The organism is Pseudomonas hefeiensis, from assembly GCF_030687835.1.
In the GTDB taxonomy this organism is placed as follows: domain Bacteria; phylum Pseudomonadota; class Gammaproteobacteria; order Pseudomonadales; family Pseudomonadaceae; genus Aquipseudomonas; species Aquipseudomonas hefeiensis.
Window position 1 is genome coordinate 3,738,475 of record NZ_CP117449.1, and the last position, 14,143, is coordinate 3,752,617.

Sequence of the window (14,143 nt, forward strand, 5' to 3'; positions counted from 1 at the left end):
ATGCAGACTTTGAACACCAAGCTGCTGATCATTGGCGGCGGTCCTGGCGGCTACGTGACAGCGATTCGCGCCGGCCAACTGGGCATTGAAACGATACTGGTGGAAGGCCAGGCGCTGGGCGGTACCTGCCTGAACATCGGCTGCATCCCATCCAAGGCGTTGATCCATGTGGCCGAGCAGTTCCACCAGACCCGACACCACAGCCAGGGCTCGGCCCTGGGCATCACGGTTTCGGCGCCACGCCTGGACATCGGCAAGAGCGTGGAATGGAAGGACGGCATCGTTGATCGCCTGACCACCGGCGTCGCGGCGCTGCTGAAAAAGCATAAGGTCCAGGTCATTCACGGTTGGGCCAACGTAGTCGATGGCAAAACCGTTGACGTCGGTGACACGCGCATCCAGTGCGAACACCTGCTGCTGGCCACCGGTTCGAAAAGCGTCGATCTGCCGATGCTGCCGATTGGTGGGCCGATCATTTCCTCCACCGAAGCCCTCGCCCCGGCCTCGGTGCCCAAGCACCTGGTGGTGGTGGGCGGTGGCTACATCGGCCTGGAGTTGGGCATCGCCTACCGCAAACTCGGCGCCGAAGTCAGCGTGGTCGAGACCCAGGAGCGGATTCTGCCGGCCTACGACGGCGAACTGACCCAACCGGTGCACGAGGCGCTCAAGCAGTTGGGCGTGAAGCTGTACCTCAAGCACAGCGTCGAAGGTTTCGATGCCCAGGCCAGTACGTTGCAAGTGCGAGATCCCGATGGCGATACGCTGAACCTGGACACCGACCGGGTGCTGGTGGCCGTTGGTCGCAAACCCAACACCCAGGGTTGGAACCTCGAAGCGTTGCACTTGGAAATGAACGGTTCGGCGGTAAAAATCGACAATCGCTGCCAGACCAGCATGCGCAACGTCTGGGCCATCGGCGATCTGAGCGGCGAACCGATGCTCGCTCACCGGGCCATGGCCCAGGGCGAAATGGTTGCCGAGCTGATCGCCGGCCAGCCTCGCGAGTTCGCCCCGACGGCCATCGCTGCGGTGTGCTTTACCGACCCGGAACTGGTGGTGGTCGGCAAGACCCCGGACGAAGCCAAGGCCGCCGGGCTCGACTGCATCGTTTCCAGCTTCCCGTTCGCCGCCAATGGCCGGGCCATGACCCTGGAATCGAAAAGCGGTTTCGTGCGGGTCGTGGCACGTCGGGACAATCACCTGATCGTTGGCTGGCAGGCGGTCGGCGTCGGTGTGTCGGAGCTGTCCACCGCGTTCGGCCAGTCCCTGGAAATGGGCGCACGCCTGGAAGACATCGCCGGCACCATCCACGCCCATCCGACGCTGGGCGAGGCGGTGCAGGAAGCGGCGCTGCGGGCGTTGGGGCATGCATTGCATCTGTGACTCAGGGGATTTGAGGGTGTGAGTGGTGGCCTCTTCGCGAGCAAGCCCGCTCCCACAAGTGATCTCGGTCGCTCATGCGAACACAATCCAATGTGGGAGCGGGCTTGCTCGCGAATTTTCAAAAACACCACCATTTATCTGCCTACCCCCCATCGAGCAGGCTGCGAAACAGCCCCGGAATGAAGTATTGTTGTCCCCATCCAAAAAACGTCAGAAGCCTTGAACCGTTTCGGCGGTTGTTAAGAAATAGAGGGTGTCATGGGTAACGAGAGCATCAATTGGGACAAACTGGGCTTTGACTACATCAAGACCGACAAGCGCTATCTGTCGCACTGGCGCGATGGCGCCTGGGACGCCGGCACCCTGACCGACGACAACGTGCTGCACATCAGCGAGGGCTCCACCGCCCTGCACTACGGTCAGCAGTGCTTCGAAGGCCTGAAGGCCTATCGCTGCAAGGACGGTTCGATCAACCTGTTCCGCCCGGACCAGAACGCCGCGCGCATGCAGCGCAGCTGCGCCCGCCTGCTGATGCCGTTCGTCGAGACCGAGCAGTTCGTCGAAGCCTGCAAGCAGGTGGTTCGCGCCAACGAGCGTTTCATCCCGCCTTACGGCACCGGCGGCGCGCTGTACCTGCGCCCCTTCGTGATCGGCGTGGGTGACAACATTGGCGTGCGCACCGCACCGGAGTTCATTTTCTCGGTCTTCTGCATCCCGGTCGGCGCCTATTTCAAGGGTGGCCTGACCCCGCACAACTTCCTGATCTCCAGCTTCGACCGCGCAGCCCCACAAGGCACTGGCGCGGCCAAGGTCGGTGGCAACTACGCCGCCAGCCTGATGCCCGGTTCCCAGGCCAAGAAGGCGAGCTTCGCTGATTGCATCTACCTGGACCCGCTGACCCACTCGAAAATCGAGGAAGTCGGTTCGGCCAACTTCTTCGGCATTACCCACGACAACAAATTCATCACCCCCAACTCGCCCTCGGTACTGCCAGGCATCACCCGCCTGTCGCTGATCGAACTGGCCAAATCGCGCCTGGGCCTGGAAGTGATCGAAGGCGATGTGTTTATCGACAAGCTGTCGGACTTCAAGGAAGCCGGCGCCTGCGGTACCGCCGCGGTCATTACCCCGATCGGCGGTATCAGCTACAAGGACAAGCTGCACGTGTTCCACAGCGAAACCGAAGTCGGTCCGATCACCCAGAAGCTCTACAAAGAGCTGACCGGTGTGCAGACCGGTGACGTGGAAGCGCCGGCGGGTTGGATCGTCAAGGTCTAAGCAGCGTTCATGTGGCGAGGGAACCTGCTCCCTCGCTACATGAACCTATGCCCACTACCCCCGACGCAATAACCCCCATTGCCCCCAGCGCTGGTAAAACCACCCGGCACCACTGACCAGCAGGATACCGCTCAGCACCAGAGCGGCGCCGACGATGAAGTTCGGTTCCAGCGGTTCATCCAATAACCAGACGCCGAAACCGATGCCGAACAGCGGCGTCATGAACGACAGCACCCCCAATTGCGAAGCCAGGTAGCGGCGCAGCAGGGAAAACCAGATCAGAAAACTGGCAAAAGACACCAGCAACACTTGAAAGGCCAGGCTGGCCAGCAGTTGCGGTGTGGGGTGGATCGTCGTTTGCCCCAGCACCACCGACATCCCTACCAGCAGCACCCCGGCGCCGACCAATTGGTACAGCAACGTCTGGCTGGCGGGCAGGTTCGTCAAGCGCGAACAACGCACTGTCACCGTGGTCGCCCCCCAGAGCGCACCGGCCAACAGCCCCATGCCATCACCCAGCAGCGAACTGCCGTTCGCCGACCCCGTCCCCCCACTGAAGGCCACGACAATACCGCCGAACGCCACGGCGATACCCAGCCATTGCAGAGGTTTGAGGCGCTCGCTCGGCAGTTTCCAGTGCAGCCCCAGGGCGGCGAACATGGGCGCGGTGTAGAGGAAAATCACCATGTGCGAAGCCGTCGTGTGGCGCAGGCCTTCACCCACCATCACGAACTCCAGGGCAAACAGCAACCCCACCAGCAGGCCCGGGCGCCAACTGCCATCGGCCAGCGACAGACGCTCGCCCCGCACCCACACCAGTAGCGATACCAACACTGCGGCGATGGCCGAGCGCAGACCCAGTTGCAGCATGGGCGCCATATCGGCGGCGCTGGCCTTGATTGCCACCTGCTGAAACCCCCAGATGGCGCACAGACCAGTCATCAGGGCACAGACTGGCCCATCCAGGGCGCGGCGGGTCGTCATGGTAATTGTCCTTAGGGTTGATTTGAGGAAAGGATTGTCTGCCTGACAACTTTGATGGATATAGTGATAACCCGACAAGCCATCCCGGCAATCCGCCATCGTGGTCGATATGCATCCACCTGCCCAGCATTTGAAGATTCCGCCGTTCGAAGCCGCCCTGCCGACGCCGATTTATTTTCGCAGCGCCTGCATGCCGGCCCACGCTACTTACCCACGACACAGCCACGCCTGGGGCGAGTTCGTCTACTCCTATAGCGGGGTCATGGAGATCGAGATCGCCGGACACCACTACCTGGCACCGCCGCAGTACGGCATCTGGTTACCACCGGATATGGAACACATGGGATTCAATCGGCATGAGGCCTGTCATTGCTCCTTGTACCTGTCAGCCGAACTGTGCAGCGCCCTGCCCGCCTGGCCTTGCGCATTGACCTTGAGCCCGTTGATCCGCGCCCTCCTGGAAGAACTGCGCAGCGATCCGCCGAGCGTTGCGCCGACACCTCAACAGCAACGATTATTACAAGTGCTGGTGGACAAACTGACCCAGGCGCCCCACGTCGGCAGCTACCTGCCCTCCTCCGACGATCCACTGTTGGGGCCGGTACTGCGAGCCCTGGAGGCCAATCCGGGTGACCCACGCTCGCTGCCGGAACTGGCCCGCGCCGCCAACACCACCGAACGCACGCTGATGCGCCGGGCACAGCGGGACTTAGGCATCTCACTGGTGCAATGGCGTCAGCGCCTGAAAGTCATCGAAGCCCTGGCCCTGCTCGAACGAGGCCAGACCGTGGAAACCATCGGCCTGGACCTGGGCTACAGCAGCGCCTCGGCGTTCATCAGCATGTTTCGCAAAATGATGGGCACCACGCCAGAGGAGTATCGACGCAGGCACATGGCTTGATGACCATGGCGCGGCTGACACCACCTTCGCGAGCAAGCTCGCTCCCACAGGAGGTTGGGGTGTTCATGAGCTTGTGTTCTGCGCAGTTCCACTGTGGGAGCGGGCTTGCTCGCGAAGAGGCCGTCACATTCAACATCAATGCTGACTGACTCACCGCCATCGCGAGCAGGCTCTCTCCCACAGGGGTTTGGGGTGTTCATGAGCTTTGTGTTCAGCGCAGTTCCACTGTGTGGCGGGCTTGCTCGCGAAGAGGCCGTCACATTCAACATCAATACTGACTGACTCACCGCCTTCGCGAGCAAGCCCGCTCCCACAGGGGTTCGGGGTGTTCATGAGTTTTGGTTCAGCGCAGTTCCATTGTGGGAGCGAGCCTGCTCGCGATGGCGTCAGCAGGTCCGACATCCATCGCGACATCGACACCCAATCGCGCCGCCATTTCCTTGCGGCCACTGGCCGTCAAGCCCAGCGCCCGACTGTCCAGGTCCTGGATCACCCATTTGCGCTTGATCGCCGTCTGCAGCAGCGCCGCGCCCAAGGCGCCCCCCAAGTGTGGACGGCGCATGCTCCAGTCCAGGCAGGGACAGGCAAATCGGCGTCGCTGAACGGCAAGCGCCTGGACATCAATGCCCAGCCCTTGGAACAGCGCCTCGCCGGACTCACTCAGGCGATACCCTTTGCCGTCCACATCCACCAGCCAGCCGGCTTCAAGCATCCGATCATGCATGCGCACCGCCAGCGTACCGGCCATGTGGTCGTAGCAGGTGCGGGCGAATTGCAGGCGGTCCGGGGTGCGTGGGGAGAAGCTCGAGGCGGCGTTCTGGCCGATCACCATCAACGCTTCAAGGGCCTGGGCAACGCGTTTATCCGCCAGGCTGTAGTAGCGATGTCGGCCCTGGACGTACACGCGCACCAACGCCAGCTCCTTGAGCTTCGCCAAATGGGTGCTGGCGGTAGAGGCGCTGACATCGGCGATGCTCGCCAACTCCGTGCTGGTTCGGGCATGGCCGTCCATCAACGCGCACAGCATTCGGGTGCGGGCCGGTTCGGCAATGGCCGCGGCGACCTGGGACACCCCCAGATCATGTTGCTCTGCATTCATATTTCGCTCCCTGACGAATCGAGCCATGGCACCACTGGAGAGAATAGCAACACGTTCAATCGTCGCGGGTCAGCACTTCCAGCAACTCGATTTCGAAAATCAGATTGGCGCCCGGCTTGATGTGGGCCCCCATGGACCGTTCGCCGTAGGCCAGATTCGCTGGCACCCACAGCTTGCGCTTGCCGCCGACCTTCATGCCCATCAGGCCCAGGTCCCAGCCCTTGATAACCCGACCGGTACCAATCACGCACTGGAAAGGTTTGCCTCGACTGTAGGACGAATCGAATTCAGTGCCGTCTTCCAGCGTGCCACTGTATTGGGTGGTGATCAGCGCGCCTTTGACTACGCTTTTGCCGTCGCCCTGTTCCAGGTCGATGATTTGCAGCTCTTCGTTCATGGGGCACTCCCGTGTGGTTCAGGCGCGGGTTTTCGCAGAAATTCGCGTGGCTGGCAAACTTTTGTGTATTGCGTACATAAGGGAACCGCAGCGGTCGCTTCGGTTCACATGGGTATCGACCCTGCATTTCAGATAAGGATATTCTGATGATCGACTCTCGCCCGCTCCACGGCTTCATTCCCCCCTATATCCTCAACCGAATCATCGCCCACGGCTCCGAACATCAGCGCTCCAGTGCCCTCGGCACCCTGACCCACGTACGCAACCTGCGGCATAACCCCGGCCCGCCGCACACCCCGCCCGCCGCCGCTGCGCTGCCCAGGCCCGGTAAGCCCGGCCAACCCCAGCGCAGCGTGCATGACGCACAAAACACCATGGAACTGCCCGGCCAGCCGGTACGCCTCGAAGGCCAGGCAGCCACTGGCGACCCGGCCGTGGACGAGGCCTACGATGCCCTCGGCGCCACCTACGATTTTTTCTGGAAAGTGCTGGGGCGCGACTCCATCGACAACAAAGGCTTTGCTCTGGTGGGCAGCGTGCATTACGGCCAGGACTACGAAAACGCCTTCTGGAACGGCGCACAGATGGTGTTCGGCGACGGCGATGGCGAAATCTTCCAGCGCTTCACCCGATCCCTTGACGTCGTGGCCCACGAGCTGGCCCATGGCGTGACCGAAAGCGAAGCCGGATTGATCTACGCCAACCAGTCCGGCGCGTTGAACGAGTCCATGTCCGATGTATTCGGCGTACTGGTCAAGCAGTTCGTCCTCGAACAGACCGCGGACCAGGCCGACTGGCTGATCGGCGCCGACCTGCTCACGGACAAAATCAACGGCGACGGCCTGCGCAGCATGTCCAACCCCGGCACCGCCTACGATGACCCGCTGCTGGGCAAGGACCCGCAACCGGCGCACATGCGTGAATTCGTCATCACCCGTGAGGACAACGGCGGCGTACACATCAATTCCGGCATTCCCAACCGCGCCTTCTATCTGGCGGCCACCACGCTGGGCGGATTTGCCTGGGAAAAGGCCGGCCGGATCTGGTATGAAACCTTGTGCGACAGAAGACTGGCCAACGACGCATCCTTCAGCGCCTTCGCCCGCTTGACCGTCGAGCACGCCCGCCAGCGCTTCGGCGTCCGGGAAGTGCAGGCGGTGCAGAACGGCTGGGCCCAGGTTGGCGTCGACTTAACCGAGGAACGCTGATGAAACCCCTTCCAGACCTCGATGACCACGCCGTGGTGCGGCTGTCCCGCCAGGGCGGCGTGGCGGCGATTCCCGCCCTGTCTCGCCCTCGGGAAATCGAGTTCGCCCAGTGCGATCTCGACCAACGCACGCGCATCTGCTCGGTACTGGAAGGTTGCCTGCCGCTGGACTCGGCGGCGCCGGGGCGTGGCGACCAACGTTTTTTTCGGATCGAGGTGCGCTATCGCGCCAACGAACAGGACGACGAAATGGTGCTGCAGGTGCCTGAGGATCAGGCACCCGGCGAGCTGGTTCGCCTGTGGGACAAAGGCGAAGTGAGCTGATGGATTAACGCGTGGCGGGGGTGATTTTCAGAATCCGGCCGGAGGCAATCACCACCATCACGTATTTGTCATGGATCTGCACCCATTGCGCCCCTTCCTCGGGTGCTTCGAGCCCCTTCTGCTTCCAGTTTTTTATGGCCTTGTCCGAGCGCTGATATTCAGCCGGCGTCCGGTCGGCCTCCACCAACCGGCGACCATTGTTGGGTGAATGCTCCACCGCATCTCCGGTGGCCTCGACCGCTTGCGCCATAGGGCCAAAAGCTCCGAGACCGGCGATCAGGACCAGACTGGCGATCAGGGTTGGGTTGCGCATAAAAACTCCAGTGATTTCGAGAATACTGAAATCTCCGACTTCAACGGCAGCGAATCATTCCGTTTACTGTAGCGACGAATCTGTCGCCGACTGTACGGGGCGGCCATGCCAACTACCGGCGTAGGCTGGCAAAAAAGCCATTGATAAAAACCGGGGCTCGCCATGCACATCGCCATTCTGACCTTCGACGGTTTCAACGAACTGGACTCACTGATTGCCTACGGCATGCTCAGCCGCATTGCCCTGGTGGGCGATAAGGATTGGCGCGTGAGCATCGCATCACCTGCCCCGCGCGTCACGTCCATGAATGGCTTGACCATCGACGCCCAGATCGACCTGGAGCAGGCCTGCAAGGCCGACGCTGTGTTGTTTGGCAGCGGCATGAAGACCCGGGAAGTGGCCGACGACCCAGCCATCATGAGCCGGCTGCGTCTGGATCCGACGCGCCAGCTGCTCGGCTCCCAATGCTCCGGCACCTTTCTGCTAGCGCGCCTGGGGCTGCTCGGCCAGGCACCGGCCTGCACCGACACCACCAGTAAACCATGGGTCGTGGCGGCGGGTGTCAACGTGGTCAACCAGGCATTCCACGCCAATGGCAACATCGCCACCGCCGGTGGCTGTTTCTCTGCCCAGTACCTGTCGGCCTGGGTGCTGGCCCGGCTCAAGGGTCTGGAGACCGCGCGAGAAGTGCTGCATTATTTTGCCCCGGTGGGCGAGAAAGATGCGTATGTCGAGCGTGGGTTGGGGCATATTCGCCGGTATGTGGGTGAAGCGGCAGAAGTTTGATTGTCAAAGAACTGAACCAGGCCGAGCCCCTCTGGCGGGAGGATAAATTCCCCTGCCACAATTTTGCGTTACAGCACATCCTGCGCTACAAATCGGCCAGCCCATCGTGAAGTCGATCACACCCGGACGGACCCTGAAATGACCACCCCCACCACCTCATCCCCGGCCCTGAAGGAAATCTTCAACAAACCGCGCCTTGAGCACATCGCCAGTGAAATGAGCGCGGTGTATCCGGCATTCGATAGCCGGGCGTTCCTGGACAAGGCTCAGGACGGTTTGAACGAGTTGTCGGTGATGCAACGCATGGCGCGAGTCAGTGAGTGCCTGCATGCGGTACTGCCTATGGAGTACGAGGCATCGCTGGACGTGCTGCGGGACCTGGCGCCCCGACTCAACAGCATGTTTGTCAGCATGTTCCTGCCCCACTATGTGGCGTCCTACGGCCGGCACAGTTTCGACCTGTCCCTGGATGCGCTCAAATACTTCACCCGGTTCGGCTCCTCGGAGTTCGCGGTGCGGCATTTCCTGCGCGATGACCTGGCGCGCACCCTCAAGGCCATGCACGACTGGGCGCACGACCCCAACGAACACGTGCGTCGCCTGGCCAGCGAAGGCAGTCGACCGCGCTTGCCCTGGTCATTCCATCTGGCACCGATCCAGGCCAATCCCGACCTCGCCGCCGCGATCCTTGAGGCCCTCAAGGCCGACAGCAGCCTGTATGTACGCAAGTCCGTGGCCAATCATCTCAACGACATCACCAAGCAGCACCCTGACTGGGTGCTGGACCGGATCGAAGGCTGGCCCCTGCAAGATCGCCATACCGCATGGATTGCCCGCCATGCTTTGCGCAGCCTGATCAAACAAGGCAATTCGCGGGCGCTGGCGGTTATCGGGGTCGGCGGCAAGGCGCACATCCAGGTGCTGGACTTGAAGGTCACACCTGCGGTGATTCGTCTCGGCGAGCCAATCACCTTGTCGTTCAAGGTGCAATCAACCCTCGAGCAGAGCCAGCGCCTGGTGATCGACTATGCCATCGACTATGTGAAAGCCTCGGGCGGCACCTCGGCCAAAGTCTTCAAGCTCAAGACCTTCGACCTGCCCGCGCTGGAGTGCGTCAGCCTCAGCCGCTCCCAGCACATTCGCGAGCTGACCACCCGCCGGCACTACGCGGGCCGGCATGCGGTGCATCTGCTGGTCAATGGCGAGCGGCTGGGCAGCACGGCGTTCGACATCGTTCCCTGAGCGGCCGCTCAGGCCAGCGCCAGCCGTTGTGCCTGGCGAATGTCGTGCAGGAAGCGTTCGGCCGGCAGCGGGTGGCCCAGCAAGTAACCCTGCAATGAATCGCAACCCAATTGGGTCAGGAAATCCTGCTGCACGTCGGTCTCCACCCCTTCGGCAACGATCCGCAGCCCCAGGGCCTGGCCGAGGGCGACGATGGCCGAGACGATCGCCGCGTCATCACTGTCGTGCTCCAGGTCGCGGACGAAACCACGATCGATCTTCAGCTCGTTGGCCGGCAAACGCTTGAGGTACATCAGGCTCGAATACCCGGTGCCAAAGTCGTCGATGGACAAGTCCACGCCCATGTCCGAGAGCTCCTGCAGTACGGTCATGCTCGCATCCGCATCGCTCATCGCCGTGGTCTCGGTGATTTCCAGGGTCAGGCTGTTGGCCGGCAGATGATGAATCTCCAGCGCCGTGGCGACGCTCTGCACCAGGCCCACGTGACAGAACTGCAAGGCCGACAGGTTCACCGCGATGCGCCAGTCGGTGTAGCCGAGCACGTACCATTCACGCATCTGGCGACAGGCCTCGTTCAACACCCATTCACCGATGGGAATGATCAGCCCGGTTTTTTCCGCAAGGTCGATGAAGGTATCGGGCATCAACAGGCCCTGGGTTGGATGCGTCCAGCGCAACAAGGCTTCGGCACCGACCGGACGGCCGTTGGCGGCATCGAACTTGGGCTGGTAATGGAGGCTGAACTGGCGCTGCTCGACGGCAATGCGCAAGTCTTGCAGCAATTGCAGTTGCTTGCGGGCGTTGCTGTTCATCGAGGCATCGAAAAAGCTGTAGCCGTTCTTGCCGGCGCCCTTGGCGTGGTACATCGCCGCGTCGGCATTCATCAGCAGCTCTTCGGCGCTCTGGCCGTTGCCCGGATAAAGCGCGATGCCGACACTGGCGGATATCTGCAGGTCATGATCGGCCACCCGGAATGTGCGACCGATCAGCCCGACCTGACGGGCCGCCAGTCGCAATGCATCGTCAGGCTCGGCCAGTTGCACCAGTAGCACGAACTCATCACCGCCGATCCGCGCCAGGGTGTCCTGGCTGCGCAAGTCTTCCCGCAGGCGCTGGGCTACGTCCCGCAGCAACAAGTCACCCATGTGATGACCGAAAGCATCGTTGACCGGTTTGAAGCCGTCCAGGTCGATGAACATCAAGGCGAAACAGCCGCCTTGCTCATGCACCCGATGCATGGCCTGATCGATACGATCGGCCAGCAGCACGCGGTTGGGCAATTCGGTGAGCGGGTCGTGCAGGGCCAGTTGCGTCAGCTCGCGGTTGGCCAGGGTCAGCGATTGGGCCAGCTCGGCGGTCCGGGCTTCCAGGCGCGCATCGAGAATCGAGGTGAGCAAGGCGATGGCCAGTACCGCCAACGTGGTGATCAGCACCAGATTGTCCAGGCCCTTGCCGCTCAAGCCGTCCAGGGCCCCGCAAAAACTGCCGTCGCTGAACCGCGCTGCGGCCATGCCGGTGTAATGCATGCCGACAATGGCCAGCCCCATCACTACGGCGGCGCCGGCGCGGGCCAGGCGTACATGAGGGATGTTCTGGCGCAGGCGAAAGGCAATCCACAACGCGGCCGCCGAAGCGCCGACCGCAATCACCAGCGAAGCGCCGAACAACGAGGGGTCATAATCAATACCCGGCTGCATCCGCAGCGCCGCCATGCCGGTGTAATGCATGGCGCTGATGCCGGCGCCCATGATCAACGCGCCGAAAGCCAGTTGCCAAGCCGGCAATTGCGGTTGACTGACCAACCACAGGGCAAAGCCGCAGGACAGGATGGCGGTCAGCAGCGACAAAGCGGTGATCGACACATCGTAGCCAAGCTCCACCGGCAAGGTGAACGCCAGCATGCCGATAAAATGCATGGACCAGACCCCGATGCCCATGGCCAGGGAACCGCCGGCCATCCACCAATGCGCCGCGCGCCCCTGGGTGGTCGCTATGCGTCCGGTCATGTCCAGCGCGGTGTAGGAAGCCAGTACCGCAACAAACAGGGAAATCAAAACAAGGGCCGGTGAATAACTACCGATGAGCATGGGGTTTTTCTCGTGACTGGAAAGCCGAACTGCTTCCATGCCCGGTTGAAAGGCGGCGATTGTACTCAATTGTGGTACGGGCGTACCGACCAAATATCAAAAAGCCATCAGCCCTTGAATATTTGCGACGAAAGACATCTTCTTCCGTTCGGCTAAGCTGTGGGGGCCATTTTTCAGGAGCCCCATCCATGACCGCCCCAACTACCGCGTTAGTGGTAATAGACGTTCAGAACGACTTCATCCCCGCAGGCCAACTGGCCGTACCGGGGGGTGACGAAATCGTGCCATTGATCAACCGCCTGGGCCGTTCATTCAGGCACGTCATCCTCGCCCAGGACTGGCACCCGGCCGGGCATGCTTCGTTTGCCTCCAGCCATCCGGACAAGCAACCGTTCGACCTTATTCAACTGCCCTATGGCGAACAGAAACTGTGGCCCGACCACTGCATACAGGGCACCCAAGGCGCCGCGCTGCACCCGGCCCTGGACCTGCCCCACGCCCAACTGATCATTCGCAAGGGCTGTAACCCGGACATCGACAGCTATTCGGCCTTCATGGAAGCCGACCGCCAGACACCCACCGGGTTGACGGGCTACCTCAAGGAGCGCGGCATCGACACGGTGTATATGGTGGGGCTGGCGCTGGATTTTTGCGTGATGTTTTCGGCGCTGGATGCCCGGGCGGCGGGGTTCAATGCGCTTGTGGTGCTCGACGCCTGTCGGGGCATTGATATCGACGGTTCGATGGAGGCGGCAATCCGGCGGATGCAGCAAGCGGGTGTGGCGCTGATTGAATCGAGCGCATTAGACGCCTGACCCCTCGCCCCGGCCTCGAACGGCATCAGCACGCTGGTGGCAACCACAAGCGCAACCGCGCGCCGCCCAGCGGCGAGGCTTGCGCCGTCAGCGTACCGCCCTGGGCTTGCAGGGCTCGACGGCTGATGGCCAGGCCCAGGCCAAAGCCGCCCGTGGCGCGGTCGCGGCTGCGGTCCAAACGGTAGAACGGCTCAAACACGCGCTCGCGCTCGCTGTCGGGAATACCGATACCGTCGTCGTCGACCCAGATCTCACAGCCCTGGACGCCGACCTGGACGCCGACCTGGATCCGTTTTTCGCAATAGCGCATGGCATTGCGCAACAAGTTCTGCAATGCCCGGGCCGTCAAGCGTGGGTCCAGCACGAAACGCTCCAGCGCGCCGTGCAGCAGCACATCAATCACCACGTCCGGCGCCGCCAGGTCCTCGTCAACACTGCCCAGGATGCTGTCGATGAACTCGTCCAGTGCCACCTCCACTCGCTCGGGCAGATGCTCGGGGTTCTGCAGACGGCTGTAGGACAGCAACTCCAGCACCAACTCATCCAGCTCGCGAATGTGCGCCACCAACCCTTGCAGCCGCTCGCGACTGGCCGGTGGCAGGTCTTCGGACAGCGCCAGGGCCAGGCCGAAATCGAGGCGGGTCAATGGCGTGCGTAATTCATGGGACACCGCATTGAGCAGATCGCGCTGCTGGTTGAGCAGACGCTCGATGTCGCCGGCCATCGTATCGAACACGTGGGCCAGGCTGCCGATGTTCGAGCTGGCGCCAATCTGCGTACGTTCGCTCAAATGGCCTTTGCCGAAGCGTTCAGCGGTGCGTTTGAGCCGTTCCAGATCGCGCCAATGCGGCCGCAACCAAAGCAGCAGGCAGGCCAGCATCGTCGCGCCGATCAGCACGTTGATGCTCCAGTACAGCCCACTGACCTCGGTCGGGTCCGGGGGCACGATCATCTTGACCGCCGTGCGCTCATCCAGCGGCGCGGCCGCCAGGGTTCGCCAGGCCCATTCGCCCAGACGCACCACGTTCTCGCCGCGCTTGAGACGCGTCTGCTCATCGGCGCTGAAACCTTCATCATCGATGGCCGCCAGTTCGATGCGCAGCGGCTCGAATTCCTTATCCATCTGTGCCGCCAGTGTCGGCCACTGTTCGCTGGGCACGTTATGGAACTGCCTGACCATCAAGGTTTGCAGGCCACGGGAGTAATCGAGGTTGTAGCTCAGAAAACGCTCATGAAACAGCCGGACCACCAGTTCCGGCATCAGGTAGATCGCGGCGCTGTAGGACACGATGGTGACCAGGTAAAGGCGAATCAGCAGCTTCCACAT

General features: G+C 62.1%; 14 protein-coding genes. 8 read left to right on the forward strand and 6 right to left on the reverse strand.

The window, feature by feature from the left end; translation table 11 throughout:
• Both lpdA and PSH57_RS16650 read left to right on the forward strand, forming a co-directional pair.
• The gene (gene lpdA, locus PSH57_RS16645) at positions 1-1,383 is read left to right on the forward strand and encodes a dihydrolipoyl dehydrogenase (protein WP_305384234.1); all 1,383 of its coding nucleotides are present in this window, start codon (positions 1-3) and stop codon (positions 1,381-1,383) included.
• Positions 1,384-1,641: 258 nt separating this feature from the next.
• A complete protein-coding gene (locus PSH57_RS16650) occupies positions 1,642-2,661 on the forward strand; it encodes a branched-chain amino acid aminotransferase (RefSeq protein ID WP_305384236.1) in 1,020 nt (339 codons plus the stop codon).
• A 54-nt stretch (positions 2,662-2,715) separates the two neighbouring features.
• Here the strand turns inward: PSH57_RS16650 and PSH57_RS16655 are convergent, their stop codons facing one another.
• Positions 2,716-3,645: a DMT family transporter gene (locus tag PSH57_RS16655; RefSeq protein ID WP_305415932.1), complete on the reverse strand. Its 930-nt coding sequence runs from the start codon at positions 3,643-3,645 to the stop codon at positions 2,716-2,718.
• A 109-nt stretch (positions 3,646-3,754) separates the two neighbouring features.
• On the opposite strand from PSH57_RS16655, the gene PSH57_RS16660 reads away from it, so the two are divergent.
• Entirely contained in the window at positions 3,755-4,546 is a 792-nt protein-coding gene (locus tag PSH57_RS16660) for an AraC family transcriptional regulator (RefSeq protein ID WP_305384237.1), read from the forward strand.
• Between the two features lie 343 nt (positions 4,547-4,889).
• Here PSH57_RS16660 and PSH57_RS16665 read toward each other — a convergent pair whose 3' ends face one another.
• Together PSH57_RS16665 and PSH57_RS16670 are read right to left on the reverse strand one after the other, a co-directional pair.
• On the reverse strand, positions 4,890-5,645 hold the full coding sequence (locus PSH57_RS16665; RefSeq protein WP_305384238.1) for an ArsR/SmtB family transcription factor: 756 nt from the start codon (positions 5,643-5,645) through the stop codon (positions 4,890-4,892).
• Positions 5,646-5,700: 55 nt separating this feature from the next.
• Positions 5,701-6,042 (reverse strand): FKBP-type peptidyl-prolyl cis-trans isomerase, encoded by a 342-nt coding sequence (locus tag PSH57_RS16670; RefSeq protein ID WP_305384240.1) that lies wholly within the window; start codon positions 6,040-6,042, stop codon positions 5,701-5,703.
• 146 nt (positions 6,043-6,188) lie between these two features.
• On the opposite strand from PSH57_RS16670, the gene PSH57_RS16675 reads away from it, so the two are divergent.
• Positions 6,189-7,250: a M4 family metallopeptidase gene (locus tag PSH57_RS16675; protein WP_305384241.1), complete on the forward strand. Its 1,062-nt coding sequence runs from the start codon at positions 6,189-6,191 to the stop codon at positions 7,248-7,250.
• On the forward strand, positions 7,250-7,573 hold the full coding sequence (locus tag PSH57_RS16680; protein WP_305384242.1) for a protealysin inhibitor emfourin: 324 nt from the start codon (positions 7,250-7,252) through the stop codon (positions 7,571-7,573). Before PSH57_RS16675 ends, PSH57_RS16680 begins: the two co-directional genes overlap by 1 nt.
• A 4-nt stretch (positions 7,574-7,577) precedes the next feature.
• Here PSH57_RS16680 and PSH57_RS16685 read toward each other — a convergent pair whose 3' ends face one another.
• Positions 7,578-7,886 carry an RcnB family protein gene (locus PSH57_RS16685; RefSeq protein WP_305384244.1) on the reverse strand — a complete coding sequence of 103 codons (309 nt, stop codon included), beginning with the start codon at positions 7,884-7,886 and terminating at the stop codon, positions 7,578-7,580.
• Between the two features lie 162 nt (positions 7,887-8,048).
• Here PSH57_RS16685 and PSH57_RS16690 point away from each other — a divergent pair, with 162 nt between their 5' ends.
• Together PSH57_RS16690 and PSH57_RS16695 are read left to right on the forward strand one after the other, a co-directional pair.
• Complete coding sequence (locus tag PSH57_RS16690; protein ID WP_305384245.1) at positions 8,049-8,672, forward strand: DJ-1/PfpI family protein; 624 nt, start codon at positions 8,049-8,051, stop codon at positions 8,670-8,672.
• Positions 8,673-8,810: 138 nt separating this feature from the next.
• Positions 8,811-9,914 carry a DNA alkylation repair protein gene (locus PSH57_RS16695; protein WP_305384246.1) on the forward strand — a complete coding sequence of 368 codons (1,104 nt, stop codon included), beginning with the start codon at positions 8,811-8,813 and terminating at the stop codon, positions 9,912-9,914.
• A gap of 8 nt (positions 9,915-9,922) precedes the next feature.
• Here the strand turns inward: PSH57_RS16695 and PSH57_RS16700 are convergent, their stop codons facing one another.
• Positions 9,923-12,001 (reverse strand): putative bifunctional diguanylate cyclase/phosphodiesterase, encoded by a 2,079-nt coding sequence (locus tag PSH57_RS16700; RefSeq protein ID WP_305384247.1) that lies wholly within the window; start codon positions 11,999-12,001, stop codon positions 9,923-9,925.
• A gap of 188 nt (positions 12,002-12,189) precedes the next feature.
• Between PSH57_RS16700 and pncA the strand changes: the two genes are divergently transcribed.
• Positions 12,190-12,816, forward strand: coding sequence for a bifunctional nicotinamidase/pyrazinamidase (pncA, locus tag PSH57_RS16705; protein WP_305384248.1), 627 nt, complete (start codon positions 12,190-12,192; stop codon positions 12,814-12,816).
• 25 nt (positions 12,817-12,841) lie between these two features.
• Here pncA and PSH57_RS16710 read toward each other — a convergent pair whose 3' ends face one another.
• Positions 12,842-14,143: an ATP-binding protein gene (locus tag PSH57_RS16710; protein WP_305384249.1), complete on the reverse strand. Its 1,302-nt coding sequence runs from the start codon at positions 14,141-14,143 to the stop codon at positions 12,842-12,844.